Source organism: Streptomyces sp. NPDC006193 (assembly GCF_040613915.1).
Classification (GTDB): Bacteria; Actinomycetota; Actinomycetes; order Streptomycetales; family Streptomycetaceae; genus Streptomyces.
In genome coordinates this window covers 333,361-356,725 of record NZ_JBEXTB010000001.1, presented here as the reverse complement: position 1 = coordinate 356,725, position 23,365 = coordinate 333,361, and the positions used below count along the sequence as shown (strand labels likewise).

Annotated in this window: 20 protein-coding genes and 2 pseudogenes; 13 read left to right on the top strand and 9 right to left on the bottom strand. The window is 71.7% G+C overall.

Features of this window, described 5'->3' with window-relative positions; genetic code table 11:
• Positions 1 to 88: 88 nt before the first annotated feature.
• Positions 89 to 460: a hypothetical protein gene (locus tag ABZ261_RS01500; protein ID WP_356854534.1), complete on the bottom strand. Its 372-nt coding sequence runs from the start codon at positions 458 to 460 to the stop codon at positions 89 to 91.
• An 89-nt stretch (positions 461 to 549) separates the two neighbouring features.
• Between ABZ261_RS01500 and ABZ261_RS01495 the strand changes: the two genes are divergently transcribed.
• The 4 genes from ABZ261_RS01495 to ABZ261_RS01480 all read left to right on the top strand — a co-directional run bounded on the left by ABZ261_RS01495 (position 550) and on the right by ABZ261_RS01480 (position 4,942).
• Positions 550 to 855, top strand: coding sequence for a helix-turn-helix domain-containing protein (locus ABZ261_RS01495; protein WP_356854533.1), 306 nt, complete (start codon positions 550 to 552; stop codon positions 853 to 855).
• A 244-nt stretch (positions 856 to 1,099) separates the two neighbouring features.
• Positions 1,100 to 2,323: an arginine deiminase gene (locus tag ABZ261_RS01490; protein ID WP_356854532.1), complete on the top strand. Its 1,224-nt coding sequence runs from the start codon at positions 1,100 to 1,102 to the stop codon at positions 2,321 to 2,323.
• 61 nt (positions 2,324 to 2,384) lie between these two features.
• Entirely contained in the window at positions 2,385 to 3,392 is a 1,008-nt protein-coding gene (argF, locus tag ABZ261_RS01485; RefSeq protein ID WP_356854531.1) for an ornithine carbamoyltransferase, read from the top strand.
• 101 nt (positions 3,393 to 3,493) lie between these two features.
• Entirely contained in the window at positions 3,494 to 4,942 is a 1,449-nt protein-coding gene (locus ABZ261_RS01480; RefSeq protein WP_356854530.1) for an amino acid permease, read from the top strand.
• On the opposite strand, the gene ABZ261_RS01475 is transcribed toward ABZ261_RS01480, so the two are convergent.
• Positions 4,902 to 5,354: an ATP-binding protein gene (locus tag ABZ261_RS01475; RefSeq protein WP_356854529.1), complete on the bottom strand. Its 453-nt coding sequence runs from the start codon at positions 5,352 to 5,354 to the stop codon at positions 4,902 to 4,904. The two genes, ABZ261_RS01480 and ABZ261_RS01475, sit on opposite strands and share 41 nt — an antisense overlap.
• 242 nt (positions 5,355 to 5,596) lie before the next feature.
• A complete protein-coding gene (locus tag ABZ261_RS01470; RefSeq protein ID WP_356854528.1) occupies positions 5,597 to 6,412 on the bottom strand; it encodes a PaaX family transcriptional regulator C-terminal domain-containing protein in 816 nt (271 codons plus the stop codon).
• A gap of 215 nt (positions 6,413 to 6,627) precedes the next feature.
• On the opposite strand from ABZ261_RS01470, the pseudogene ABZ261_RS01465 reads away from it, so the two are divergent.
• Both ABZ261_RS01465 and ABZ261_RS01460 read left to right on the top strand, forming a co-directional pair.
• Positions 6,628 to 6,960, top strand: a pseudogene (locus ABZ261_RS01465) (DUF6299 family protein); the annotation flags it as partial.
• A gap of 237 nt (positions 6,961 to 7,197) precedes the next feature.
• Positions 7,198 to 7,353: pseudogene (locus ABZ261_RS01460) on the top strand (DUF6299 family protein); the annotation flags it as partial.
• Here ABZ261_RS01460 and ABZ261_RS01455 read toward each other — a convergent pair.
• Complete coding sequence (locus ABZ261_RS01455; protein ID WP_356854527.1) at positions 7,338 to 8,198, bottom strand: GntR family transcriptional regulator; 861 nt, start codon at positions 8,196 to 8,198, stop codon at positions 7,338 to 7,340. The pseudogene ABZ261_RS01460 and the gene ABZ261_RS01455 overlap by 16 nt on opposite strands.
• A 299-nt stretch (positions 8,199 to 8,497) precedes the next feature.
• On the opposite strand from ABZ261_RS01455, the gene ABZ261_RS01450 reads away from it, so the two are divergent.
• From ABZ261_RS01450 to ABZ261_RS01435, 4 genes are all read left to right on the top strand, one after another.
• Positions 8,498 to 9,778: an extracellular solute-binding protein gene (locus ABZ261_RS01450; RefSeq protein ID WP_356854526.1), complete on the top strand. Its 1,281-nt coding sequence runs from the start codon at positions 8,498 to 8,500 to the stop codon at positions 9,776 to 9,778.
• 133 nt (positions 9,779 to 9,911) lie between these two features.
• Positions 9,912 to 10,907 (top strand): sugar ABC transporter permease, encoded by a 996-nt coding sequence (locus ABZ261_RS01445; RefSeq protein ID WP_356854525.1) that lies wholly within the window; start codon positions 9,912 to 9,914, stop codon positions 10,905 to 10,907.
• Positions 10,904 to 11,734 carry a carbohydrate ABC transporter permease gene (locus tag ABZ261_RS01440; protein WP_356854524.1) on the top strand — a complete coding sequence of 277 codons (831 nt, stop codon included), beginning with the start codon at positions 10,904 to 10,906 and terminating at the stop codon, positions 11,732 to 11,734. The genes ABZ261_RS01445 and ABZ261_RS01440 overlap by 4 nt, the downstream gene beginning before the upstream one ends.
• Positions 11,735 to 11,741: 7 nt before the next feature.
• The gene (locus ABZ261_RS01435) at positions 11,742 to 13,253 is read left to right on the top strand and encodes a glycoside hydrolase family 3 protein (RefSeq protein ID WP_356854523.1); all 1,512 of its coding nucleotides are present in this window, start codon (positions 11,742 to 11,744) and stop codon (positions 13,251 to 13,253) included.
• A 100-nt stretch (positions 13,254 to 13,353) separates the two neighbouring features.
• On the opposite strand, the gene ABZ261_RS01430 is transcribed toward ABZ261_RS01435, so the two are convergent.
• The 3 genes from ABZ261_RS01430 to ABZ261_RS01420 all read right to left on the bottom strand — a co-directional run bounded on the left by ABZ261_RS01430 (position 13,354) and on the right by ABZ261_RS01420 (position 15,648).
• Positions 13,354 to 13,917 carry a TetR/AcrR family transcriptional regulator gene (locus tag ABZ261_RS01430; protein WP_356854522.1) on the bottom strand — a complete coding sequence of 188 codons (564 nt, stop codon included), beginning with the start codon at positions 13,915 to 13,917 and terminating at the stop codon, positions 13,354 to 13,356.
• Between the two features lie 143 nt (positions 13,918 to 14,060).
• Positions 14,061 to 15,452, bottom strand: coding sequence for an amidase (locus tag ABZ261_RS01425; protein WP_356854521.1), 1,392 nt, complete (start codon positions 15,450 to 15,452; stop codon positions 14,061 to 14,063).
• A complete protein-coding gene (locus ABZ261_RS01420; protein WP_356854520.1) occupies positions 15,439 to 15,648 on the bottom strand; it encodes a hypothetical protein in 210 nt (69 codons plus the stop codon). Before ABZ261_RS01420 ends, ABZ261_RS01425 begins: the two co-directional genes overlap by 14 nt.
• 134 nt (positions 15,649 to 15,782) lie before the next feature.
• Here ABZ261_RS01420 and ABZ261_RS01415 point away from each other — a divergent pair, with 134 nt between their 5' ends.
• Together ABZ261_RS01415 and ABZ261_RS01410 are read left to right on the top strand one after the other, a co-directional pair.
• Positions 15,783 to 17,045: an MFS transporter gene (locus ABZ261_RS01415; RefSeq protein ID WP_356854519.1), complete on the top strand. Its 1,263-nt coding sequence runs from the start codon at positions 15,783 to 15,785 to the stop codon at positions 17,043 to 17,045.
• 24 nt (positions 17,046 to 17,069) lie between these two features.
• Positions 17,070 to 17,984 (top strand): MBL fold metallo-hydrolase, encoded by a 915-nt coding sequence (locus tag ABZ261_RS01410; RefSeq protein ID WP_356854518.1) that lies wholly within the window; start codon positions 17,070 to 17,072, stop codon positions 17,982 to 17,984.
• Between the two features lie 223 nt (positions 17,985 to 18,207).
• Here the strand turns inward: ABZ261_RS01410 and ABZ261_RS01405 are convergent, their stop codons facing one another.
• Together ABZ261_RS01405 and ABZ261_RS01400 are read right to left on the bottom strand one after the other, a co-directional pair.
• A complete protein-coding gene (locus ABZ261_RS01405) occupies positions 18,208 to 19,737 on the bottom strand; it encodes a UDP-N-acetylglucosamine 1-carboxyvinyltransferase (protein ID WP_356854517.1) in 1,530 nt (509 codons plus the stop codon).
• 64 nt (positions 19,738 to 19,801) lie between these two features.
• Positions 19,802 to 19,999, bottom strand: a complete 198-nt coding sequence (locus tag ABZ261_RS01400) for a DUF4236 domain-containing protein (RefSeq protein WP_356854516.1) — start codon at positions 19,997 to 19,999, stop codon at positions 19,802 to 19,804.
• Between the two features lie 474 nt (positions 20,000 to 20,473).
• Between ABZ261_RS01400 and ABZ261_RS01395 the strand changes: the two genes are divergently transcribed.
• Positions 20,474 to 23,269: an aconitate hydratase gene (locus tag ABZ261_RS01395; RefSeq protein WP_356854586.1), complete on the top strand. Its 2,796-nt coding sequence runs from the start codon at positions 20,474 to 20,476 to the stop codon at positions 23,267 to 23,269.
• Positions 23,270 to 23,365 lie beyond the last annotated feature (96 nt).

Here is a 23,365-nt window from a genome sequence, read left to right as displayed (position 1 = left end):
GGCGGTGGCCGGCGATCGGTGAGCCTGCGGCGTTCACCGGTCTCGACGGCGCGCCCGCATGTGCCCGTTCAGGTCGACCGGGTCAGGCTCACGCGAAGGCGGATCGCGCGGCCGCGTGGAACTGCACGTACTCGATGACCGCGCCTCCGGGGTGCTGCACGGTCAGGTTCCGGCCGGTGGGGACCTCGTTGGGGCCGTCGAGGATCTCTCCGCCGTGTCGCTCGGTGAGGCTCAGGATCCGGTCGATGGACTCGACGATCGCGGTGGCGTGGGTGCCGCGGTAAGGCGCCAGGGCTTCCTCGGAACCTGCCAGGAGCAGATAGCCGCCGACGCTCGCGAGGTCCAGACCGCGGTAGGTGAACCGCAGCCGTGGCTGCTCGCCGGTCAGCTCGACGAAGGTCGGCAATGCCACGTCCAGGTCGTCGACGTAGACACGGGCAAGGGTGGCAAGGACCGTCACGGCCATCTCCTAGATCATTTCGGTTTTCCCGAAATATCGAAGCGATCTGCATACTACGGGTGGCACACGGTCGAAGACGAGGAGGGCCGGTGGGACAGCCCGACCACGCGGACTGGGATCTGGCTGCGGTGCTCCGCGCCCTGGGCGATCCGGTCCGGTTGGAACTGGTCCGCCGAATGGCCGAGAACGGTGAGTGTGCGTGCAGCCCGGACGGTGTGGACGTGCCCAGATCGACGCTGTCCAATCATTGGCGCATCCTGCGCGAAGCCGGGATCACCCGGACACGGCGGATCGGAAAGGCGCGTCTGATGGCTCTGCGCCGCGCCGAGCTGGACGCCCGCTTTCCGGGACTCCTCGCCGCCGTGCTGGCCGCAGGCGGGCGACGAGTGCCGTAGCCGGCAGGCGACGTTGTACGCACGCACCCAGGGGAGCGGAAGGGCGTCGCTCCCCACGCCGATACGGTCGCCGTCGCCGGTCGCCGGTCGCCGGTAGCCGTCGCCGCCCGCCGCCCGGCGCCCGACGGTCCGCGGCGGCGCCGCCGCCCCCCGCGGACCGGTTGTCGTCACGAGGACGAGAAGCGGGGGGCGTAAAACGGCCGCACGGAGGATGAAGGGGGGCCCTGGCGGTCAGGATGGAGACATGGGATTCCATGTCGACTCCGAGGCCGGGCGGCTGCGCCGCGTCATCCTGCACCGGCCGGATCTGGAGCTCAAGAGGCTCACCCCCAGCAACAAGGACGCCCTCCTGTTCGACGACGTGCTCTGGGTGCGCCGGGCGCGCGCCGAGCACGACGGGTTCGCCGACGTCCTGCGTGACCGCGGGGTCGTCGTCCACCTCTTCGGGGACCTGCTCGCCGAGACCCTGGAGATCCCCGAGGCCCGCGCACTGGTGCTGGACCGCGTCTTCGACGAGAAGGAGTACGGCCCGCTCGCCACCGACCACCTGCGCGCCGCCTTCGACCGGATGCCGCCGTCCGAACTGGCCGAAGCCCTGGTGGGCGGCATGACCAAGCGGGAGTTCCTGGACGCCCACGCCGAACCGACCTCGGTCCGCTTCCACGTCATGGAACTGGACGACTTCCTGCTGCGTCCGCTGCCCAACCACCTCTTCACCCGGGACACCTCGGCGTGGATCTACGACGGCGTCTCCATCAACGCCATGCGCTGGCCCGCCCGGCAGCGCGAGACCGTCCACTTCGAGGCGATCTACCGCCACCATCCGCAGTTCCGTGACGAAACGTTCCGCATCTGGTCCCGCGGCCAGGTCGACTACCCCTCCACCATCGAGGGCGGCGACGTGCTGGTGATCGGCAACGGGGCCGTCCTCATCGGGATGAGCGAGCGCACCACCCCGCAGGCCGTGGAGATGCTGGCGCACAAACTGTTCGCGGCCGGCTCGGCGCGTACGATCGTGGCGCTCGACATGCCGAAGCGGCGTGCCTTCATGCATCTGGACACGGTCATGACCATGGTCGACGGGGACACCTTCACCCAGTACGCCGGCCTGGGCATGCTCCGTTCCTACACCATCGAACCGGGGGCCGGGGAGCGGGAGCTGAAGGTCACCGACCATCCTCCGGAGCACATGCACCGCGCGATCGCCGCCGCGCTCGGCCTCGGCGAGATCCGCGTGCTGACCGCCACGCAGGACGTGCACGCCGCCGAACGCGAGCAGTGGGACGACGGCTGCAACGTCCTCGCCGTCGAGCCCGGCGTCGTCGTCGCCTACGAGCGGAACGTGACCACCAACACCCATCTGCGCAAGCAGGGCATCGAGGTGATCGAGATCCCGGGCAGCGAGCTCGGCCGGGGCCGGGGCGGTCCCCGGTGCATGAGCTGCCCCGTCGAACGGGACGCCGTATAGAAATGTGGATGGTCGTATAGACTTCCAGGGTCTTGTGTCGTCGTACGTCTGGAGCGCCCCCATGGCGACAGTGCCGACCGCCCTCGCCGGCCGCCACTTCCTCAAGGAGCTGGACTTCACCGAGGAGGAGTTCCGCGGTCTGGTCGAGCTGGCCGCCGAGCTGAAGGCCGCCAAGAAGGCCGGTGCCGAGACGCCGTACCTGCGGGGCAGGAACATCGCGCTGATCTTCGAGAAGACCTCGACGCGCACCCGCTGCGCGTTCGAGGTCGCCGCCGCCGACCAGGGCGCCCACACCACCTGCCTCGACCCCTCCGGCTCGCAGATCGGGCACAAGGAGTCCGTCAGGGACACCGCCCGGGTCCTCGGCCGGATGTACGACGCGATCGAGTACCGGGGCGACAGCCAGGCCAAGGTCGAGGAGCTGGCCGCGTACGCCGGCGTGCCCGTCTACAACGGCCTCACCGACGACTGGCACCCCACCCAGATGCTCGCCGATGTGCTCACCATGACCGAGCACAGCGCCAAGCCGCTGCGGAAGATCGCCTTCGCCTACCTCGGCGACGCCCGCTTCAACATGGGCAACTCCTACCTGGTCACCGGCGCCCTGCTCGGCATGGACGTGCGGATCGTGGCCCCGAAGTCCTACTGGCCCGCCCAGGAGGTCGTGGACCGCGCCCGGGGCCTCGCCGCGTCCAGCGGCGCCCGCATCACCCTCACCGAGGAGGTCGCCGAGGGCGTCGCCGGCGCCGACTTCGTCGCCACCGACGTCTGGGTCTCCATGGGCGAGCCCAAGGAGGTGTGGAAGGAGCGGATCGCCGCCCTCGCCCCCTACGCCGTGACCATGGACGTGCTGCGCGCCACCGGCAACCCGGACGTCAAGTTCCTGCACTGCCTGCCGGCCTTCCACGACCTCGGCACCACGGTGGGGCGGGAGATCCACGACGCCTACGGCCTGCGGTCGCTGGAGGTGACGGACGAGGTCTTCGAATCCGCCCACTCGGTCGTCTTCGACGAGGCCGAGAACCGCCTGCACACGATCAAGGCAGTGCTGGTAGCCACACTCGCCTGACCAGCCGTATCCTGACCGGCGGCCCGGACCCACCCCTTCCGGGACCGCCGCCCGCAGCCCCACCACGGCTGCCCGCACCACCAGAAACGAGCACCACCCGCATGCCCGCTCCCCGTATCAAGCCCCCGCACCTGCTCGTCGCCGAATCCGGCGCCGACCGCGAGGGACACGGCCTCAAGCGCACGATGGGCCTCTTCCAGCTCATCTGCTTCGGCGTCGGCGCCATCGTCGGCACCGGCATCTTCGTCGGCCTCTCCGACTCCGTCGCCCAGGCCGGCCCGGCCGTCGTCCTCTCCTTCGTCCTCGCCGCGCTCACCTGCGTCTTCACCGCCTTCTCCTTCGCGGAGCTGGGCGGCGCGATCCCGGTCTCCGGCTCCTCGTACTCCTTCGCCTACGCCGGCCTCGGCGAGTCCACCGCCTTCCTGGTCGGCTGGTGCCTGCTCCTGGAGTACGGCGTCTCCATCTCGGCCGTCGCCGTCGGCTGGAGCCAGTACGTCAACGAGCTGCTGCACAGCCTCACCGGACTGCAGTTCCCGGCCGCCCTGTCGGCCGGCCCCGGCGAGGGCGGGATCGTCAACCTCCCGGCGGTGATCGTCATCGCCCTGGCCTCCGTGCTGCTGGTGCGCGGCGTCCGGGAGAGCGCCCGCGCGACGGCCGCCATGGCCGCCGTGAAGCTGGCGATCCTGCTCGCCTTCTGCGCCATCGGCTACAGCGCCTTCAAGGACGGCAACCTCACCCCGTTCTCCCCGGCCGGCCTCGGCGGCATCGGCGCGGGCACCACCGCCGCGTTCTTCTCCTACATCGGCTTCGACGCGATCACCACGGCCGGCGAGGAGGCGAAGAACCCGCGCCGCGACATCCCCGTCGCGATCATGGTGTGCATGGGCATCGTGACTCTCCTCTACTGCGCGGTCGCGCTCGCCGCCATCGGCGCCGTCGGCGGCGACCAGGTCGCCGGACGCCCCGCGGCCCTGTCCTACGTCGTCAACGAGGTCACCGGCTCCACCGTCGGCGGCGGCGTCATCGCCTTCGGCGCGGTCGTCGCCATCGCCTCCGTGGTCCTCGCCGTGATGTACGGCCAGACCCGCATCCTGATGTCGATGTCCCGCGACGGCCTGATCCCGCGCGTCTTCGAGAAGGTCTCCCCGAGGACGTCCACGCCGGTCGCCGGCACGCTGATCGTCGCCGTCGTCTTCGCCGTCCCGGCGGCCTTCGCCTCCCTCGACGCGGTGATGAACCTGTGCACCATCGGCACGCTCGCCGTCATGGCCGCCGTCAACCTCGCGGTGATCGCCCTGCGCCGCCGCGAGCCGGGCCTCAGCCGCAGCTTCCGCGTGCCCCTCTACCCCGTGGCCCCGCTGCTCGGCGTCGCCTTCTGCCTGTACCTGATGTACGAGACCGGCTGGCAGACCTGGCTCCAGTTCGCCGTGTTCCTCGCGGTGGGCCTGCTGATCTACGCCGGCTACGGCCGCCGGCACTCCACGCTGGCCGGCGCCGCGCCGGACGGCGTCACGCCGGACGCCGCTGAGCGGGAACGGCAGGCAGTCTGAACCACACCGCCTTGCCCGACGGGGTGGGGCGGTGACCGCAGGAGGAGCTGAGGGCGCGGATCAGCAGCAGCCCGCGTCCGCCCTCCTGCCAGACGTCGGGCTCCTCGATCACCGGCCGGGTCAGATGGCCGGGCGGCGCCGGATCCGGATCGTGCACCTCGACCTGGCAGCCCGTCGGCCGCAGCTCCACCACCAGCTCTATCGGGCCGCGACCGGCGGTGTGCTCCACCGCGTTGGCCACCAGCTCGGCCGTGAGCAGCTCCGCCGTGTCGCAGTCGGCCGTGTGCTCCACGTCGGTGAGGGCCGAGCGCACCAGCGCACGCGCCACCGGCACCGCGGCGGCGGTGTGCGGCAGCGCGATGCGCCAGGAGGCCGGTTCGGCGGGGCGTTCGTGCAAAGCGAGTCCGTTCATGGAGCAGGCTGTCCTGCTTTCGACCCTAGGAATGGTACGGGCCCGGCCGCCCAGGCCGTCGGCGGGCTTCGCCCGGGACCGTCCGCCCCGGTGCGCGGCGGCTCACCCCGGCCCGCGTCCGCCTTCCCCCGCCCGGCCCCCCTGTCACCCCGCCGTCGCCCCCGCCGTCGCCGACCGGTGACCGTGCGACGGCTCCGGCCCCGGCGCCGTTCCGGCCCCTGCCGCGCGGGCGGCGGGCCGGGTCACAGGCCCGCGAACCGCGCCCCCGCGTCCCGCAGCCGGTTGTGCAGACCCCGGAAGACCTCCGCCGAGCGGACGCCCGGCCAGCCGGAGGGCAGCAGGTGGGCGGGCAGCCCCGGGTCGGTGTAGGGGAGGCGGCGCCAGGAGTCCAGGGCCAGGACGTAGTCGCGGTACGCCTCCTCGGGCGGCGGGGTGCCGGGGCGCTGCTGCCAGGCGTGCAGCACGGGGGCGTACACGTCCAGGAAGCGCTCGTGCTCCTTGGCGATCGCGGCCAGGTCCCACCACCGGGACACGGCCTCGGCCGTCGGAGCGAAACCCAGGTGCTCGCCGCGGAAGAAGTCCACGTACGGATCCAGTTTCAGCCGGTGCAGCGTGTGCTCCGCCTCCTCGTGCAGCCTGGCCGGGGCGATCCACACGCCGGGGGCCGCCGTGCCGAAGCCCAGACGGGCCAGCCGCGACCGCAGGACGTGCCGCTTCTGCCGCTCCGACTCCGGCACCGAGAACACCGCGAGCACCCAGCCCTCGTCCTCGGCGGGGGCGGTCGGGTGGATGCGCCGGTCGCCGTCCTCCAGCAACTGCCGTGCCTCCGCGGACAGTCCGTACCCGGCCGCGCCGGACTCCGTGCGGGCGGGCAGCAGCAGACCGCGCCGTTTGAGCCGGGACACCGAGGAGCGCACGGAGGGCGCGTCCACGCCGAGCGCGGCCAGGAGCCGGATCAGCTCGGCGACGGGCACCGGGCCGGGCATGAAGCGGCCGTACGCGCCGTAGAGCGTGACGATGAGGGACCTGGGGGCGTGCTGCTCGGACACGTTGATCATTTTAGGTCGTCGGCATCCGGGGCTCCCCGCCGGTGCGCCGGCGGAACGCACACCCCGCATCGGCCGTGCGCCGGCCGCGCGTCGGGGGCGGCGGACCCGTGCCTCTCCCGGACGGGCCCATGACGCGCCCCCGTTGGGGTGACGGTCACGTCCGCCGGAGTGACCGCCCGGTACGAGTGGGAACCATGGACCCCACGCAATCCGGGAGGTATCCCATGCCCGTACGCCCCTTCCTCGCCACGGCCCTCGGCACCGCTGCCCTGCTGTGCGCCGCCGCCGGCCCGGCCGGCGCCGACCCCGCCGAGTTCATCACCGTCGACCCCGTCGGCCGCGTCGCCCCCGACGGCACGGTGACGCTCTCCGGCAGCTACCGCTGCACCGGCGGCACCGGACCGGTGCTCATCAGCTCGTCGGTCAGCCAGGGCGATCCCCGTTTCCAGTACGGCGTCGGCGGCGGCGTCGCCCGCTGCGACGGTGCCGAGCACCGCTGGGAGAACTCCGGGAAGCTCCCGGACCGGACGCTGGAGACGGACGCGCTGAAGGCGGGGACGCCCGGGGCGGCGAAGTCGGACGACAAGGCGTCGAAGGAGGAGAAGGCTCCGAAGGCCGGGGAGCGCAAGGCCGGGGAGCGGAAGGCCGAGCAGGCGAAGGGCAAGCAGGCGAAGGGCCGGTCGAAGGGCACGCAGCAGAAGGGCAAAGAGACGAAGGGCAAGCAGCCGAAGGGCAGGGCCGCGCACGGCAAGGGGACGAAGGAGGGCGCGTCGGGGACGGGGCAGCCGAAGGCGGGGGCGGCGCATGTCCAGGCCACCCTCACCGAGCTGCGCCCCTCGGGCATCCTCCTGCTCCCCGCCTTCCACGCGGTGACGGACCAGGACGTCACCCTGACGGAGGAGACCGTCGCCGCTCCCGCCGCCGGCCGCGCCGGTCACCCCGCCGGCTGATCCGCGGCCGACGTCCGATCCCTCCTGGGGTCAGGCGCGGCCGCCCCTCCCGGTCCGGCGGGGCACCCCTCCGCCGGACCGCCGGGGCCGGGGCGGCGCAGCGCGGCGACGAACTTGTACCGCGAACCCCGGTACACCGAGCGCACCCACTCCACCGGAGTGCCCCGCGCGTCCCGCGAGTGCCGGGACAGCAGCAGCATCGGCAGCCCCACGTCGGTGCCGAGCAGGTGCGCCTCGCGCGGGGTGGACAGCGAGGTCTCGATGGTCTCGTCGGCCTCGGCGAGACGGACGCCGTACACCTCGGCGAGCACCGTGTACAGCGACGGGCAGGCGGCGAGGGACCGGCGCAGGCCGGGGAAGCGCCGTACGGACAGGTGGGTCGTCTCGATCGCCATCGGTTCGCCGCCGGCCAGCCGCAACCGCTCGATGCGCAGCACCCGTTCGCCGGCGCCGATGCCGAGCAGGCCCGCCAGCTTCTCGTCGGCGGGGGCCTCGGCGACGTCCAGCGTCTGCGAGGCGGGGGCGAGGCCCTGGGCGAGCATGTCCTCGGTGTGCGAGGTGAGCTGGAGCGTCCGGTACAGCTTGGGCTGGGCGACGAAGGTGCCCTTGCCCTGGATCCGGTCGAGCCGTCCCTCGCCCACCAGTTCCTGCAGGGCTTGCCGGACGGTGGTCCGGGAGGTGTCGAACCGGACCGCGAGCAGCCGTTCCGCGGGCATCGCCGCGCCGGGCTGCAGGGCGTCCGCCATGGCCAGGAGCTGTTGCTTGATCCGGTAGTACTTCGGCACCCGCGCGGTGCGGCCGGGCGCCCGCCCGTGCGGCTGGGCACCGCTGACGTCCGTGGTCATGCCTGCCTTCCCGGCTGTGCCGGTGAACTCCCGTTCATGGCGACCAACTCCCTTGTGCTCTGATCCGGATGACGGCGCGGACGGCGGGCGGAACGCGGACGGACGCACTCCGGTGACTTTCTCGTAACGGCCGGGACCGGCTTCCCGAACCACCCTTGACACCCAAAAAGGTCTAGGCCAAGCTCCACCGTACTGGTCTACACCATTAGTGGCCAGGTCCCGAGCCCTACGTGCAACAGCGTCGTGCGCAGGTCACCGCAGCGGGCGTGGGGGTCAGCAGCATCCCTGAGGAGGGTGGCGTGAAGCGCAATCTTGCGGTCGCGATCGTGGTCGCGGGCATGATGGTCTCCGTGTCGGCGTGCGGCGGAGACGACGGCGACGACAGCGGCAAGAACGCGGGACCGGACAGCTTCAAGGGCCAGACCCTGAGGGTCTGGGCGATGGACGGCTCCACGCCGGACCAGTGGGTCAAGGACGTCACCGCCGCGTTCGAGAAGAAGACCGGCGCCAAGCTGAAGTTCGAGACCCAGAAGTGGGACGGGATCCAGCAGAAGATCACCACCGCCCTCTCCGAGTCCAGCCCGCCGGACGTGCTGGAGGTCGGCAACACCCAGACCCCGGCCTACGCGGCCACCGGCGGCCTCGCCGACCTGAGCGACCTCAAGCAGGAGATCGGCCGGGACTGGACGCCCTCCGTCTCCACGTCCTCGGTCTACGACGGCAAGCAGTACGCCGCCCCCTGGTACTTCACCAGCCGCGTGGTCGTCTACAACAAGAAGATCTGGGCGAAGGCCGGCATCAAGGACACCCCGAAGACCCGGGACGAGTTCTTCGAGGACCTGGAGACCATCGGCAAGAAGACCGACGCCGAACCGCTCTACCTGCCCGGCCAGAACTGGTACTTCTTCGACGGCCTGACCATCGGTCAGGGCGCCGACCTGGTGAAGAAGGACGGCGACAAGTACGTCTCCAACCTCGGCGACCCGAAGGTCGCCAAGGCGATGGAGATCTACAAGAAGTACGCCTCCTACTCCGAGGCCCCCAAGGACAAGGACGAGGCCACCCCGCAGCAGGCCCAGGTCTTCGCCAAGGGCAGGACCGGCGCCTTCATCGGCATGGGCTGGGAGGCCGCCACCGCCGTCCAGGCCAACAAGGCCATCGAGAAGGACCTCGGCTACTTCCCCATCCCCGGCGAGAGCGCGGACAAGCCGGAGAGCGTCTTCCTCGGCGGTTCCAACCTCGCCGTCGCCGCCGGCAGCAAGAAGCAGGCCCTGGCCGAGGAGTTCCTGAAGATCGCCCTGTCCGACCGGTACGAGGGCGAACTGGCCAAGCTCAACGGCGTCATCCCGAACAAGAAGGCCCTGGAGAGCAACCTCAAGGGCAACCCCGTCGCGGAGGCCATCGCCCCGGGCGCCGCGGTCGGCGGCACCACCCCGCTGATCCCCGAGTGGGGCGCGGTGGAGAACAACCCGAACCCGATCAAGTCGTACATGACCGCCGTCCTGAACGGGAAGTCCCCGGCGGCCGCCGCCAAGCAGGTCGAGGGCGAGATCAACAAGCGCCTGGCCCAGCAGAACTAGACCCGCGCCGGGAGCGCCGCGAGGGGCGCTCCCGGCACCCGCCTGTGCCGTGCCGTGCGCACGGCCACGGTCTCGTACGGCCGCGGTCCTGTACGGCCGCGGTTCCGTACGGCCACGGAAGAGATGGCAACTCATGTCAGTGCAGACCGAAGGCACGGACACGGCCGGGGAGCCCGCTGTCCGCACGGCCCGGGTGCCGGGCCCGCCGCGGGGCGACGACCGCACCCCTCGGGCCGCGTCCCGGCGCGCCGCCGCCCCCTACCTGCTCCTGCTGCCCGCGCTGCTGGCCACCGTCGTGCTGCTCGGCTGGCCCCTGGTCAAGAACGGCATGCTGTCGTTCCAGAACCTCAACCCGCGGCAGCTCATCCAGCACCTCACCGAGTGGAACGGCGTCGACAACTACCGGGAGGTGCTGACCGGCGGGGAGTTCTGGCACGTCGTCGAGCGGTCCGTCCTCTTCACCGCCGCCAACGTCGTACTGATCATGGTGTGCGGCACCCTGGTCGGGCTGCTGCTCGCCCGCCTCGGCAAGAAGATGCGCCTGCTGCTCATGCTGGGCCTCGTCCTCGCCTGGGCCATGCCGGTCATCGCGGCCACCACCGTCTACCAGTGGCTGTTCGCCCAGCGCTTCGGCGTCGTCAACTGGGTGCTGGACAGGCTGGGCTGGCACTCCATGGCCGACCACAACTGGCTGCAGACCCAGTTCTCCACCTTCGCCGTGGTCACCCTGCTCCTCGTCTGGCAGTCCGTACCCTTCGTGGCGATCAACCTCTACGCGGCGACCACGACGATCCCGCGGGAGCTGTACGAGGCCGCGTCCCTGGACGGCGCCGGCGCGTGGCAGAGCTTCACCTCGGTCACCCTGCCCTTCCTGCGGCCGTTCCTGTACGCCACGACCTTCCTGGAGGTCATCTGGATCTTCAAGGCGTTCGCGCAGATCTTCGCGCTGAACGAGGGCGGCCCGGACCACCTCACCGAGACCCTGCCGATCTACGCCTACGTCGAGGGCGTCGGCAACCAGCACTTCGGGCTCGGCGCGGCGATCTCCTTCCTGACCATCCTGGTGCTGCTCGTCATCACCTCGTACTACCTGCGCATGGTGCTCAAGCAAGAGGAGGACGAGCTGTGAAGCGCTCGCTCATCGGCCGTCTGTGGCCCAACGCGACCGCCGTCGTCCTCTTCGCCGGCTTCGTGTTCCCCGTCTACTGGATGTTCGCGACGGCCTTCAAGCCGACCGGCGACATCATTGCCGAGGACCCGGTGTGGTTCCCGGCCCACGCCACCCTCGACCACTTCCAGAAGGCGGTCGACGCCGACCACTTCTGGACCCTGGTGCTCAACTCCGTCACCGTCACGGTCCTGTCGGTCGTGTTCTCCCTCGTCATCGCCCTGTTCGCCGCGTTCGCCCTCGCCCGGATGCGGTTCCGCGGCCGGCGCGGTCTCATCGTGACGTTCATGCTGGCGCAGATGGCCCCCTGGGAGGTCATGATCATCGCCATCTACATGATCGTCCGTGACGGCGACATGCTCGACAGCCTGGTCCCGCTCACCGTCTTCTACACGATGATGGTGCTGCCCCTGACCATCCTGACGCTGCGCGGCTACGTCGCCGCCGTGCCGAAGGAGCTGGAGGAGTCCGCGATGGTCGACGGATGCACCCGCACGCAGGCCTTCGTCAAGGTGATCTTCCCGCTGCTCGCGCCCGGCCTGATGGCGACCTCGCTGTTCGGCTTCATCACCGCCTGGAACGAGTTCCCGCTCGTCCTCATCCTCAACAAGGACGTCGAGAAGCAGACCCTGCCGCTGTGGCTGTCGCAGTTCCAGACCGCCTTCGGCGACGACTGGGGCGCCACCATGGCCGCCTCGTCCCTGTTCGCGCTGCCCATCCTGCTCCTCTTCATCTTCCTGCAACGCAAGGCTGTCAGCGGTCTCACCGACGGCGCCGTGAAGGGATGACGTCCCGATGACCACCATCGCCACCGCCGCGTCCGGCAGCGGCTCCGCCGCGGGCGACGCCCTCGCCCGGGACGCCCTCGCGGTGCTGCAGCCGGGGTTCGACGGCACCACCGCGCCCGACTGGGTGCGCCGCCGCCTCGGCGAGGGCCTCGTCTCCGTCGCCCTGTTCGGACGCAACGTCGTCAGCGAGGAGCAGGTCACCGCGCTGACGGCCCAGTTGCGCGCCGAGCGCGACGACCTGCTGGTCGCCATCGACGAGGAGAGCGGCGACGTCACCCGGCTCGACGTGCGCACCGGATCCTCCTTCCCCGGCAACCACGCCCTCGGCGCCGTCGACGACCCCGGCCTCACCCGGGCGGTCGCCCGTGAGCTGGGCCGGCGCCTGGCCGCCTGCGGGATCACCTTCGACTGGGCGCCCTCCGCCGACGTCAACGCCAACCCCGACAATCCCGTCATCGGCGTCCGCTCCTTCGGCGCCGGACCCGACCTGGTGGCCCGGCACACCGCGGCCTGGGTCGAGGGCCTGCAGTCCACCGGCGTCGCCGCCTGCACCAAGCACTTCCCCGGCCACGGCGACACCAACGTCGACTCCCACCACGCCGTACCCCGCATCGACGTCGACGCCGACACCCTGTACGAGCGGGAACTGCCCCCGTTCCGGGCGGCGATCGCCGCCGGCACCCGGGCCGTCATGAGCGCCCACATCCTCGTCCCCGCCCTCGACCCGGACCGCCCCGGCACCCTGTCCCGCCGCGTCCTCACCGACCTGCTGCGCGGCGAACTCGGCTACCAGGGCCTCATCGTCACCGACGGCATGGAGATGCGGGCCGTCTCCGCCACCTACGGCCTGGAGCACGGGGTGGTCCTCGCGATCGCGGCCGGCGCCGACGCCATCTGCGTGGGCGGCGGACTGTGCGACGAGGGCACGGTGCTCGGCCTGCGGGACGCGCTGGTGGCCGCCGTACGCTCCGGGGAACTGCCCGAGGAGCGCCTCGCCGACGCCGCGGCCCGGGTGCGGGAGCTGGCCGCCTGGACCGCCGCGGCACGCGGCGAGGGGGCGAGGACCCCGCCCGACCCGGAGATCGGCCTGGTCGCCGCCCGCCGCGCGCTCACCGTGACCCGCGCGGGCGCCCCCGCACCGGTCACCGGGCCGGTCTACATCGCCCGGTTCAACCCCACGCCCAACATCGCCGTCGGCGACTGCACCCCCTGGGGCGTCACCGCCGAACTGGAGCGGCTGCTGCCCGGCAGCGCCTCCGGCTCCTTCACCGGCGAGGGCGCCGGCGCCGCCGTCCTCGCCGCGGCCGGCGGGCGCCGGATCGTCGCCGTGGTCCGCGACGAGCACCGGCACGCCTGGATGCGCTCGGCGCTGGACACCCTGCTCGCCGCCCGGCCCGACACCGTCGTGGTCGAGATGGGCCTGCCGCAGGCCCCGCCGCGCGGCACCCTGCACATCGCCACCTACGGCGCCGCCCGCGTCTGCGCGGTGGCGGCGGCCGAAGCCGTCGTCGCCGGCTGACCGGCGCCGGTCCGGTACGCCGCCGGCTGACCGGCGCCGTACCGGGCCGCCCGGATGTCGGAACCACTGCCGGAGGGGGCGCGTCAGCGCGGCCGCCTGGTCACGGGCCGGTCCGGCCGAGGACCTCTGCGACGAGTCGGCGCGCGTACGCGGCGTCGAGTCGGTCCGGGCGGAAGAGGATGCGGTACATCAGGGGCGCGACGACGCGGTCGATGACCGTCTCGACGCCGGGCGTCTTCTCACCGCGTTCGGCCGCTCGGGTGAGGATGAGGCTGATCTGGTCGGCGGCGTAGGCCGAGCACTGACCGGCGTTGCTGCCGTCCGGGTCGCCGAGCAGGGCGTCACGCGTGTAGGCGCGGCCGGTGGGGGAGGCCATCTCGTCGAGGAACTGCTCGGCCCAGGCCGTCAGGTCGGACGCCAGGGTTCCGTGTGCCTGGGGCGCGGTGTCGGGCCGCAGACGCTCGACGGCTACGTCCGACAGCAGCTCCTGCAGGTTCCCCCAGCGGCGGTAGATGGTCGACGGCGTCACGCCGGCCCGCTGGGCGACCAGCGGTACCGTCAGGGCGTCCCGGCCCACCTCCGACGTGAGTTCACGTACGGCGGCATGGACCGACGCCTGAACCCGGGCGCTGCGCCCCCCGGGGCGCACCATCTGCCTGCTCATGGAATCCCACTTTAAGCAAAATCATTTGCGTCTGGCGATTCACCCCTTACCGCAGGAAGGCCTCCTTCGTGCGGCGCCCGGCCGATCGGAGCCGAACGCCGCTTCCGGCCGGCCGCGTGGTGAGGCCGGGCCCGAGCGCTCGTTCACACCACGCGCGCGAGCTCGCGGGCGGGCTGGGTCTGCTCGTAGGCGTGGCCGGCCCGCAGGAGCACGCTCTCTCCGAGCGGTCGCCCCAGCAACTGCATGCCGATCGGCAGGCCCGCCGCGTCGTGGCCGACCGGGACGGACAGGGACGGCACCCCGGTGATGTTGGCAGGGGACGAGAGGCGTACGTAGGCGTCGGAGACGCCCTCGACCGTGCCGTCGGCCCAAGTGATCGTCTCCTGGCCGGCCTCGACCGCGGTCACAGGGACGGTGGGAGCGGCGATCAGGTCGACCTCCCGCAGCATGCGTGCCCATTCCTGTCGCATGAGGGTGCGGGCGCGCTGGGCGCGCAGGTAGTCTCCGGCCGGCATCAGTCCGCCGGCCTCGAGGAGGATGCGGACGTCGGCCTGGTAGAGCTCGGGGACCGTGCGCAGGGTGCTCTCGTGGTAGGCGGTCGCCTCGGGCACCATCAGGCCCCACTGGGTGGCCTGGATGTAGCGGGTCATGGGGATCTCGACCTCGACGAGCCGTGCGCCGAGCGACTGAAGCTGGTCGACGGCACGCCGGACGGCGGCCTCCACCTCCGCGTCGACGCGGTCGAAGTAGTAGGTGCGCGGCACGCCTACGCGCAGCCCCGTCAGGTCCGTGCCCGCGCCCGGCCGGTGGTCCACGGCCGGGGTGGGCAGGGACGCGGGGTCGCGCGGGTCGTGTCCGGCCAGGGCGGTCAGGACCAGGCCCGCGTCCTCGACGGTGCGGGTGATCGGGCCGACGTGGTCCAGTGACCAGGACAGCGGCGTAACGCCCTGGCGGGGGACGAGGCCGTACGTCGGTTTGAGGCCGACGACCCCGTTGAGCGCGGCGGGCACCCGGATCGATCCGCCGGTGTCGGTGCCCAGCGCGAACGTCGCGGTGCCCGCGGCGACGGCGACGGCGGACCCGCCGCTGGAACCGCCGGCGACCCGGCCGGTGTTCCAGGCGTTGTTGGTCTGCGGGGTGGTCAGCCCGTAGGCGAACTCATGGGTGTGGGTCTTGCCGACCAGAACCGCGCCGGCCGCGGCCAGGCGGGCGGCGACGGCGCTGTCGGCCTGCGCGCGATGGTTCGCCCTGACGCGGGAGCCGGCCGACGTCGCCGTGCCGGCGACGTCGATCACGTCCTTGAGAGCCATCGGGATGCCGTGCAGCGGACCGCGGTAGCGGCCGGCCGCGATGTCGCTCTCGGCTTCGCGCGCGGCCCGGCGGGTGTGCTCGGCGGTGACGGTGACATACGCCTGAAGGTGCGGCTCCGCCTGCTCGATGCGCTGCAGGACCGAGTCGGCCAGTTCGACGGGGGACAGCCGCCGAGCCCGGATCGCGTCGGCTGCAGCGGCCAGGGGCAGTTCATACGGCTGCATCGCGGTTCTCCTGTTCGGCGCGGTAGGCGGGGGCGGGCGGCGTGTCCCCGAAGTCCAGCTCCCGCAGGACCGCGACGACGGAGTGCATGTGGTGGGCGGTGGCCGCGACCGCGGCGTGGCGGTCGGCCGGCAGCGGGAGGCCGGCGCGGGCGGCCCAGCGGGCCGCTTCCGGCGGGGTGAGTTCGACGGAGGACATGGACCTTCTCTCCTCGGGAGCTGGAGGTGCCGGGCACCCATAACGATAAAAGCTAAAGTTTTGCGTTAGCCGACCTTAGAGGCTACGGTGGCTTAACGCAAATCCATTGCGTTTAGCGCCGAGGAGTGAGTCCCGTGCCCACCGTCACGCCACGCGCACCTGCGCGATCCAGCCACCCGGGTGCCGGCGCCCGGGCCGCCCACCGCACGGCGTCCTTCGTCCTGCACGCCTCGATCCTTGCCGCGCTCCTCGCGGCCTCCAGTGCGCCGACACCCCTCTACCCCCGCTACCAGGAACACTGGGACCTGTCCGCGCTCACCGTCACCGTGGTCTTCAGCGCCTACTCCCTGACGCTGCTGCTGGCCCTGCTCACCACCGGTGGGCTCTCCGACCACCTCGGGCGGCGCCCCGTCCTGGTGGGCGCCCTGCTGCTGGAGGCCGCGTCCATGGTGCTGCTGGCATCGGCAGACGGCGCCGGAGCGCTGGTCACCGCCCGGATCCTGCAGGGAGCAGCCACCGGCGCGGCCACCAGCGCCGCGGGAGCGGCCCTGCTCGACCTTCAGGACCCCTTGCGTCCGGGCCGGCCCGCCCTGACCAACAGCATCGCCCCGGTGGCGGGCATGGCCACCGGCGTCCTGGCCTCCGCCCTCCTCGTCCGCTTCGGCCCCGCGCCCACGGTCACGGTGTACGTCCTGCTGGCGGTCCTCTTCACCGCCCAGGCGATCGCGGTCACATGCACCGCGGAGACGGCCCGCCCGCACGCCGGCGTCCTGCGGTCGCTGCGCCCCCACCTCGCCGTGCCGCCGTCGGTGCGCAGCGCCCTGCCGGCGGTCGGCACCGCCGTCGTCGCCGTGTGGGCCCTGGGCGGCTTCTACTCCTCCCTCGGGCCGGCGCTCGTGCACCTCGTGGCCCCAGGCGCCTCACAGGCGGCCGGTGGCATGGTCTTCTTCGTGCTCACCGCCGCGGCCACGCTCACCGTGTGGACCCTGCGGTGCACGGCGCCGCGCGCCGCCGCCGCCGGCGGAAGCGCGGCCGTCATCCCGTCCGCGGCCCTGAGCCTGCTCGGTCTGCACGGCGCCGGCCTGCTCGCCGTCCACGGCGGCGCGGCCCTGGCCGGAGTCGCCTTCGGGGCCGTCTCCCAAGGGGCGCTGCGCATGACGCTCACCTCGCTCGACGAGCGGGACCGCGCCGCCACCCTGGCCGCCTACCACGTCCTCGGCTACCTGTCCATGAGCCTGCCCGCCATCGCCGCCGGAGCCGCCACCCAGCACTACGGGCTGGGTACCACCGCCCACGCCTGCACCATCGCCGCCGCCCTGCTCGCCGTCGCGGCCCTGGCGGCACTCGCCGTGCCGGGGCGCAGGACAGCCGACAGCGCGCACGGCAACCTCCCGTGACGAGACCAGAGGAGAGGACCGATCATGACCGCACCACCGGCCGCCGACACGACCGCCGCGCCCTCCTGGACCGTGGGCGACATCACCGTCCACCGCATCGACGAGATCCTCCTGCCGCCCGCCACCGGACCGTGGCTGCTGCCCGGCGCCACCCCGGACGTCGTCGCCGGACAGGACTGGCTGCGCCCCCACTTCGCCGACGACGAGGGCATCCTGCACCTCGACAGCCACAGCTTCGCGTTCACCGTGGACGGGCTGCGCATCCTGGTGGACACCGGCATCGGCAACGGCAAGCAGCGGGCCAACCCCGCCTGGCACAACCTGGACACCGACTACCTTCAAGGCCTCACCGCCGCAGGATTCCCCCCGGACTCCGTCGACCTGGTGATCCTCACCCACCTGCACGCCGACCACGTCGGCTGGAACACGCGTGAGGTGAACGGAGAGTGGGTGCCCACCTTCCGCAACGCCCGCTACCTCACCTCGCGCGTCGAGCGGGAGTTCTGGGCCGGGTACAACATGGAGGAGGCGCGCCGGCAGATGTTCCGCGACTCCGTGATCCCGGTGGAGGAAGCCGGGCTGCTCGACCTCGTCGACGTCCCCGCCGACGGCGTCGAGGTCGTCCCGGGCCTGCGCCTGATCCCCACCCCCGGGCACACCCCCGGCCACATCGCCCTTGAGCTGACCAGCCGCGGCGAGACGGCTCTGATCACCGGCGACTGCGTCCACCACCCCGTTCAGCTCGCCCACCCCGAGATCGGGGCCTGCGTCGACATCGAGCCCGAGCGGTCCGAGGCGACGCGCCGCACGCTGCTCGGCTCGCTCGCCGGAACGGACACCCTCGTCCTGGGCACCCACTTCGCGCCACCCACCGCCGGCCGCGTCGTCACGCACGAGGGCGCCTACCGGCTTTCGCCCGTCCCCGCCGACTCCCCCTGATCCCGCGGCTGCCCAGCCCACGTCCGGCCCGCACTCCGCAGGGCCGCACCGAGCCGCGCCAGACGCACGGAGTTCATCGAACCCGGTCACGTGGAGGGCGCGGCGACCGGAATGCTTCGGTCGCGGCCAGAAGTCCCGGAAAAAGTCCCAGGCGCCGCCACGCCCCCTCCCTCCTCGCGCTCATGCAGCTCAGGACGGGTGTGGCGGCGCTCCTTCGAAGGCGTCAGATGTCCCGGAAGATCTCGATCTGCGCGCCGATGGAGTTCAGGCGCTCGGCGAGGTCCTCGTAACCGCGGTTGATGACGTACACGTTGCGCAGCACCGACGTGCCCTCGGCCGCCATCATCGCCAGCAGGACGACCACCGCGGGACGCAGGGCCGGCGGGCACATCATCTCGGCGGCGCGCCAGCGGGTCGGGCCCTCGACCAGCACCCGGTGCGGGTCCAGGAGCTGCAGGCGCCCGCCGAGGCGGTTGAGGTCGGTCAGGTAGATCGCGCGGTTGTCGTAGACCCAGTCGTGGATGAGGGTCTGGCCCTGCGCGGACGCGGCGATGGCCGCGAAGAACGGGACGTTGTCGATGTTCAGGCCGGGGAACGGCATGGGGTGGATCTTGTCGATCGGCGCCTCCAGCTTGGAGGGGCGGACCGTCAGGTCGACCAGGCGGGTGCGGCCGTTGTCCGCGAAGTACTCCGGGGACCGGTCGTGGTCCAGGCCCATCTCCTCCAGGACCGCCAGCTCGATCTCCAGGAACTCGATCGGCACCCGGCGCACCGTCAGCTCCGACTCCGTCACCACGGCCGCGGCCAGCAGGCTCATCGCCTCGACCGGGTCCTCGGAGGGGGAGTAGTCGACGTCCACGTCGATGTTGGGCACGCCGTGCACGGTGAGGGTGGTGGTGCCGATGCCCTCCACCTTGACGCCCAGCGCCTCCAGGAAGAAGCACAGGTCCTGGACCATGTAGTTGGAGGAGGCGTTGCGGATGACGGTGACGCCGTCGTGCCGGGCGGCGGCCAGCAGCGCGTTCTCGGTCACCGTGTCGCCGCGTTCGGTCAGCACGATGGGCCGGTCGGGGCGGACGGTGCGGTCCACCCGGGCGTGGTACTGCCCCTCGGTGGCCGCGACGTCGAGGCCGAACCGGCGCAGCGCGATCATGTGCGGCTCGATGGTCCGCGTGCCCAGGTCGCAGCCGCCGGCGTAGGGCAGCTTGAAGCGGTCCATGCGGTGCAGCAGCGGACCCAGGAACATGATGATGGAGCGGGTGCGGACGGCGGCCTCCGCGTCGATCGCCGCCATCTCCAGCTCGGCCGGCGGCACGAGTTCGAGGTCGACGCCGTCGTTGATCCAACGGGTGCGCACGCCGATGGAGTTGAGCACCTCCAGCAGGCGGTACACCTCCTCGATCCGCGCCACCCGGCGCAGCACCGTGCGCCCCTTGTTCAGCAGCGAGGCGCACAGCAGGGCCACGCAGGCGTTCTTGCTGGTCTTGACGTCGATGGCGCCGGACAGCCGGCGGCCGCCGACCACACGCAGATGCATCGGACCCGCATAGCCCAGCGACACGATCTCGCTGTCCAGGGCTTCGCCGATTCGGGCGATCATCTCAAGGCTGATGTTCTGGTTGCCGCGCTCGATGCGGTTGACCGCGCTCTGACTGGTGCCGAGCGCCTCCGCGAGCTGCGCCTGGGTCCAGCCCCGGTGCTGCCGGGCGTCACGGATGAGCTTGCCGATGCGTACGAGGTAGTCGTCTGACATGAGGTTGAGGCTATCTCAGATATGAGATGGCGCCTCTTGGGGGGGCCGTTCGGGTGACGGGCCGTCAACGCTCCCTGGTCGAGCGGGTGCGGCGCCACCCGAACGGCCCAGGCAGGTCCATCGACGTCGTACGGCGCCCGTTGCTGCTGCGGGTGTGGCGGGGGCCGTGCTTCCCGCCGGTGGTGAGGGACCAGGACCGCTTGTTGATGTTCAGGCGCACCCCGGGGAGGATGCGGAAGCTCTTGCGGAACGTGAGGGGCATCGTGGCTCCTTTCGCGGGACTCGCGGTACGCGTCCGTCCGCGTCCGTCCGCGTCCGTCCGCGTCCATACGCGTCCGTACGCGTCCTCCAGGTCCGGTTACCCCCGCCTCGCGAACTGATGGGCGCTCAGGGCCGACGTCCTGCCGCGTGGCGGTCGTCGCCGCCTCGCGCCGGCCTCGCCCCCCGCGCGCCGGCGCCCCCTCCCGGCGGTGCGCCGGCAGCCCCGCCCGGCGGCGCCCCCGCCCGGCGGCACGGCCGCACGGCTGCCCGGCGGAGCGGGGATCCGGCGAGGTCCGGGCATGACCTGTCGGCCCTCATGTACTAGAGTTATCTCGACATCGAGATATCTGCCGAGGCGCACCGCAGCCGCCAGCCAGTAAGGGCTACCTAACTTAGCCTGACCTCAGCGGACCGGCCGAGACGGCGTGGCGGCACGATTGACGGTGGTACGCGCACATCAATGAAGGAGACTGTCGTGTCGGCGAACAGCTTCGACGCCCGCAGCACGCTGCAGGTGGGCGGCGAGTCGTACGAGATCTTCCGGCTGGACAAGGTGGAGGGCTCGGCCCGGCTGCCGTACAGCCTCAAGGTCCTGCTGGAGAACCTGCTCCGCACGGAGGACGGCGCGAACATCACCGCCGACCACATCCGCGCCCTCGGCACCTGGGACTCCCAGGCCCAGCCCTCCCAGGAGATCCAGTTCACGCCGGCCCGCGTGATCATGCAGGACTTCACCGGCGTCCCCTGCGTCGTGGACCTGGCCACGATGCGCGAGGCCGTCAAGGAGCTGGGCGGCGACCCGGCCAAGATCAACCCGCTGGCGCCGGCCGAGCTGGTCATCGACCACTCCGTCATCGCCGACAAGTTCGGCACGAACGACGCCTTCAAGCAGAACGTCGAGCTGGAGTACGGCCGCAACAAGGAGCGCTACCAGTTCCTGCGCTGGGGCCAGACCGCCTTCGACGAGTTCAAGGTCGTCCCGCCGGGCACCGGCATCGTCCACCAGGTGAACATCGAGCACCTGGCCCGTGTCGTCATGGTCCGCGACGGCAAGGCCTACCCGGACACGCTGGTCGGCACCGACTCGCACACCACCATGGTCAACGGCCTCGGCGTCCTCGGCTGGGGCGTCGGCGGCATCGAGGCCGAGGCCGCCATGCTCGGCCAGCCGGTCTCCATGCTGATCCCGCGCGTCGTCGGCTTCAAGCTCACCGGCGAGCTGCAGCCCGGCACCACCGCCACCGACCTCGTGCTCACCATCACCGAGATGCTCCGCAAGCACGGTGTGGTCGGCAAGTTCGTCGAGTTCTACGGCGAGGGCGTGGCCGCGACCTCCCTGGCCAACCGCGCCACCATCGGCAACATGTCGCCGGAGTTCGGCTCCACCGCCGCGATCTTCCCGATCGACGACGAGACCCTGAACTACCTGCGCCTGACCGGCCGCAGCGAGCAGCAGGTCGCCCTGGTCGAGGCCTACGCCAAGGAGCAGGGCCTGTGGCTGGACCCGGCGGCCGAGCCCGACTTCTCCGAGAAGCTCGAGCTGGACCTGTCCACGGTCGTCCCGTCCATCGCCGGCCCCAAGCGCCCGCAGGACCGCATCGTCCTCGCCGAGGCCGCCCAGCAGTTCGCCAAGGACGTCCTCAACTACGTCGAGGCGCCTGCCGGGCAGACGCCGGACGCCGCCGCCTCCCCGGTCGACGAGGCCAGCGCCGAGTCCTTCCCGGCCTCCGACGCCCCCGCCTACGGCCACCAGGAGAACGGCGCCGGCGCCCCGCAGCACGGCCAGGGCAACGGCGCCGTGCCGTCCAACCCCGTCCAGGTGACCGCCGCCGACGGCACCACCTACGAGCTGGACCACGGTGCGGTGACGGTCGCCGCCATCACCTCCTGCACCAACACCTCCAACCCGTACGTCATGATCGGCGCGGCCCTCGTCGCCAAGAAGGCGGTCGAGAAGGGCCTCACCCGCAAGCCGTGGGTGAAGAGCACCCTCGCCCCGGGCTCGAAGGTCGTCACCGACTACTTCGAGAAGGCCGGCCTCACCCCGTACCTGGACAAGCTGGGCTTCAACCTCGTCGGCTACGGCTGCACCACCTGCATCGGCAACTCCGGCCCGCTGCCGGAGGAGGTCTCCAAGGCCGTCAACGACAACGACCTGGCCGTCGTCTCGGTCCTGTCCGGCAACCGCAACTTCGAGGGCCGGATCAACCCCGACGTCAAGATGAACTACCTGGCGTCCCCGCCGCTGGTCGTCGCGTACGCTATCGCGGGCTCGATGAAGGTGGACATCACCCGTGAGCCCCTGGGCGCCGACCAGGACGGCAACCCGGTCTACCTCAAGGACATCTGGCCCTCCGAGGCCGAGGTGAACGAGGTCGTCGCCAGCGCCATCGGCGAGGACATGTTCTCCAAGTCCTACAGCGACGTCTTCGCCGGCGACGCCCAGTGGCAGTCGCTCCCGGTCCCGACCGGCGACACCTTCGAGTGGGACCCGCAGTCCACCTACGTCCGCAAGCCCCCGTACTTCGAGGGCATGCAGATGGACCCGGAGCCCGTCACCGACATCTCCGGCGCCCGCGTCCTCGCCAAGCTGGGCGACTCGGTCACCACCGACCACATCTCCCCGGCCGGCGCGATCAAGGCCGACACCCCGGCGGGCAAGTACCTCACCGAGCACGGTGTGGAGCGCCGCGACTTCAACAGCTACGGCTCCCGCCGCGGCAACCACGAGGTCATGATCCGCGGCACGTTCGCCAACATCCGCCTGCGCAACCAGATCGCGCCGGGCACCGAGGGCGGCTACACGCGTGACTTCACGCAGGAGGGCGGCCCGGTCTCCTTCATCTACGACGCCTCGCAGAACTACCAGGCCGCCGGCATCCCGCTGGTCGTCCTGGCCGGCAAGGAGTACGGCTCCGGCTCGTCCCGCGACTGGGCGGCCAAGGGCACCGCGCTCCTCGGCGTCAAGGCCGTCATCGCCGAGTCGTACGAGCGCATCCACCGCTCGAACCTCATCGGCATGGGCGTCCTGCCGCTGCAGTTCCCGGAGGGCGCCTCCGCGGAGTCCCTCGGCCTGACCGGCGAGGAGACCTTCTCCATCACCGGCGTCACCGAGCTCAACGAGGGCCGCACGCCGCGCACGGTGAAGGTCGCCACCGACACCGGTGTCGAGTTCGACGCGGTCGTCCGCATCGACACCCCCGGTGAGGCCGACTACTACCGCAACGGCGGCATCATGCAGTACGTGCTGCGCAGCCTGATCCGCAAGTAGCGGCCTGCTCCGCGCGCAAGCGGCACGGCCGGGCCGTCCAGGGCCGCACCCCCGTCACCGGGGGTGCGGCCCTTCGCGCGTCGCCCGACGCCCGCC

Coding starts and splice junctions, on each gene's coding strand:
- ABZ261_RS01435 (WP_356854523.1), top strand. CDS start 11,742: ATGACCACCATCGCCACCGCCGCGTCCGGCAGCGGCTCCGCCGCGGGC.
- ABZ261_RS01455 (WP_356854527.1), bottom strand. CDS start 8,198: ATGACCACGGACGTCAGCGGTGCCCAGCCGCACGGGCGGGCGCCCGGC.
- ABZ261_RS01400 (WP_356854516.1), bottom strand. CDS start 19,999: ATGCCCCTCACGTTCCGCAAGAGCTTCCGCATCCTCCCCGGGGTGCGC.
- argF (WP_356854531.1), top strand. CDS start 2,385: ATGGCGACAGTGCCGACCGCCCTCGCCGGCCGCCACTTCCTCAAGGAG.
- ABZ261_RS01405 (WP_356854517.1), bottom strand. CDS start 19,737: ATGTCAGACGACTACCTCGTACGCATCGGCAAGCTCATCCGTGACGCC.
- ABZ261_RS01470 (WP_356854528.1), bottom strand. CDS start 6,412: ATGATCAACGTGTCCGAGCAGCACGCCCCCAGGTCCCTCATCGTCACG.
- ABZ261_RS01445 (WP_356854525.1), top strand. CDS start 9,912: ATGTCAGTGCAGACCGAAGGCACGGACACGGCCGGGGAGCCCGCTGTC.
- ABZ261_RS01420 (WP_356854520.1), bottom strand. CDS start 15,648: ATGTCCTCCGTCGAACTCACCCCGCCGGAAGCGGCCCGCTGGGCCGCC.
- ABZ261_RS01410 (WP_356854518.1), top strand. CDS start 17,070: ATGACCGCACCACCGGCCGCCGACACGACCGCCGCGCCCTCCTGGACC.
- ABZ261_RS01430 (WP_356854522.1), bottom strand. CDS start 13,917: ATGAGCAGGCAGATGGTGCGCCCCGGGGGGCGCAGCGCCCGGGTTCAG.
- ABZ261_RS01425 (WP_356854521.1), bottom strand. CDS start 15,452: ATGCAGCCGTATGAACTGCCCCTGGCCGCTGCAGCCGACGCGATCCGG.
- ABZ261_RS01490 (WP_356854532.1), top strand. CDS start 1,100: ATGGGATTCCATGTCGACTCCGAGGCCGGGCGGCTGCGCCGCGTCATC.
- ABZ261_RS01480 (WP_356854530.1), top strand. CDS start 3,494: ATGCCCGCTCCCCGTATCAAGCCCCCGCACCTGCTCGTCGCCGAATCC.
- ABZ261_RS01475 (WP_356854529.1), bottom strand. CDS start 5,354: ATGAACGGACTCGCTTTGCACGAACGCCCCGCCGAACCGGCCTCCTGG.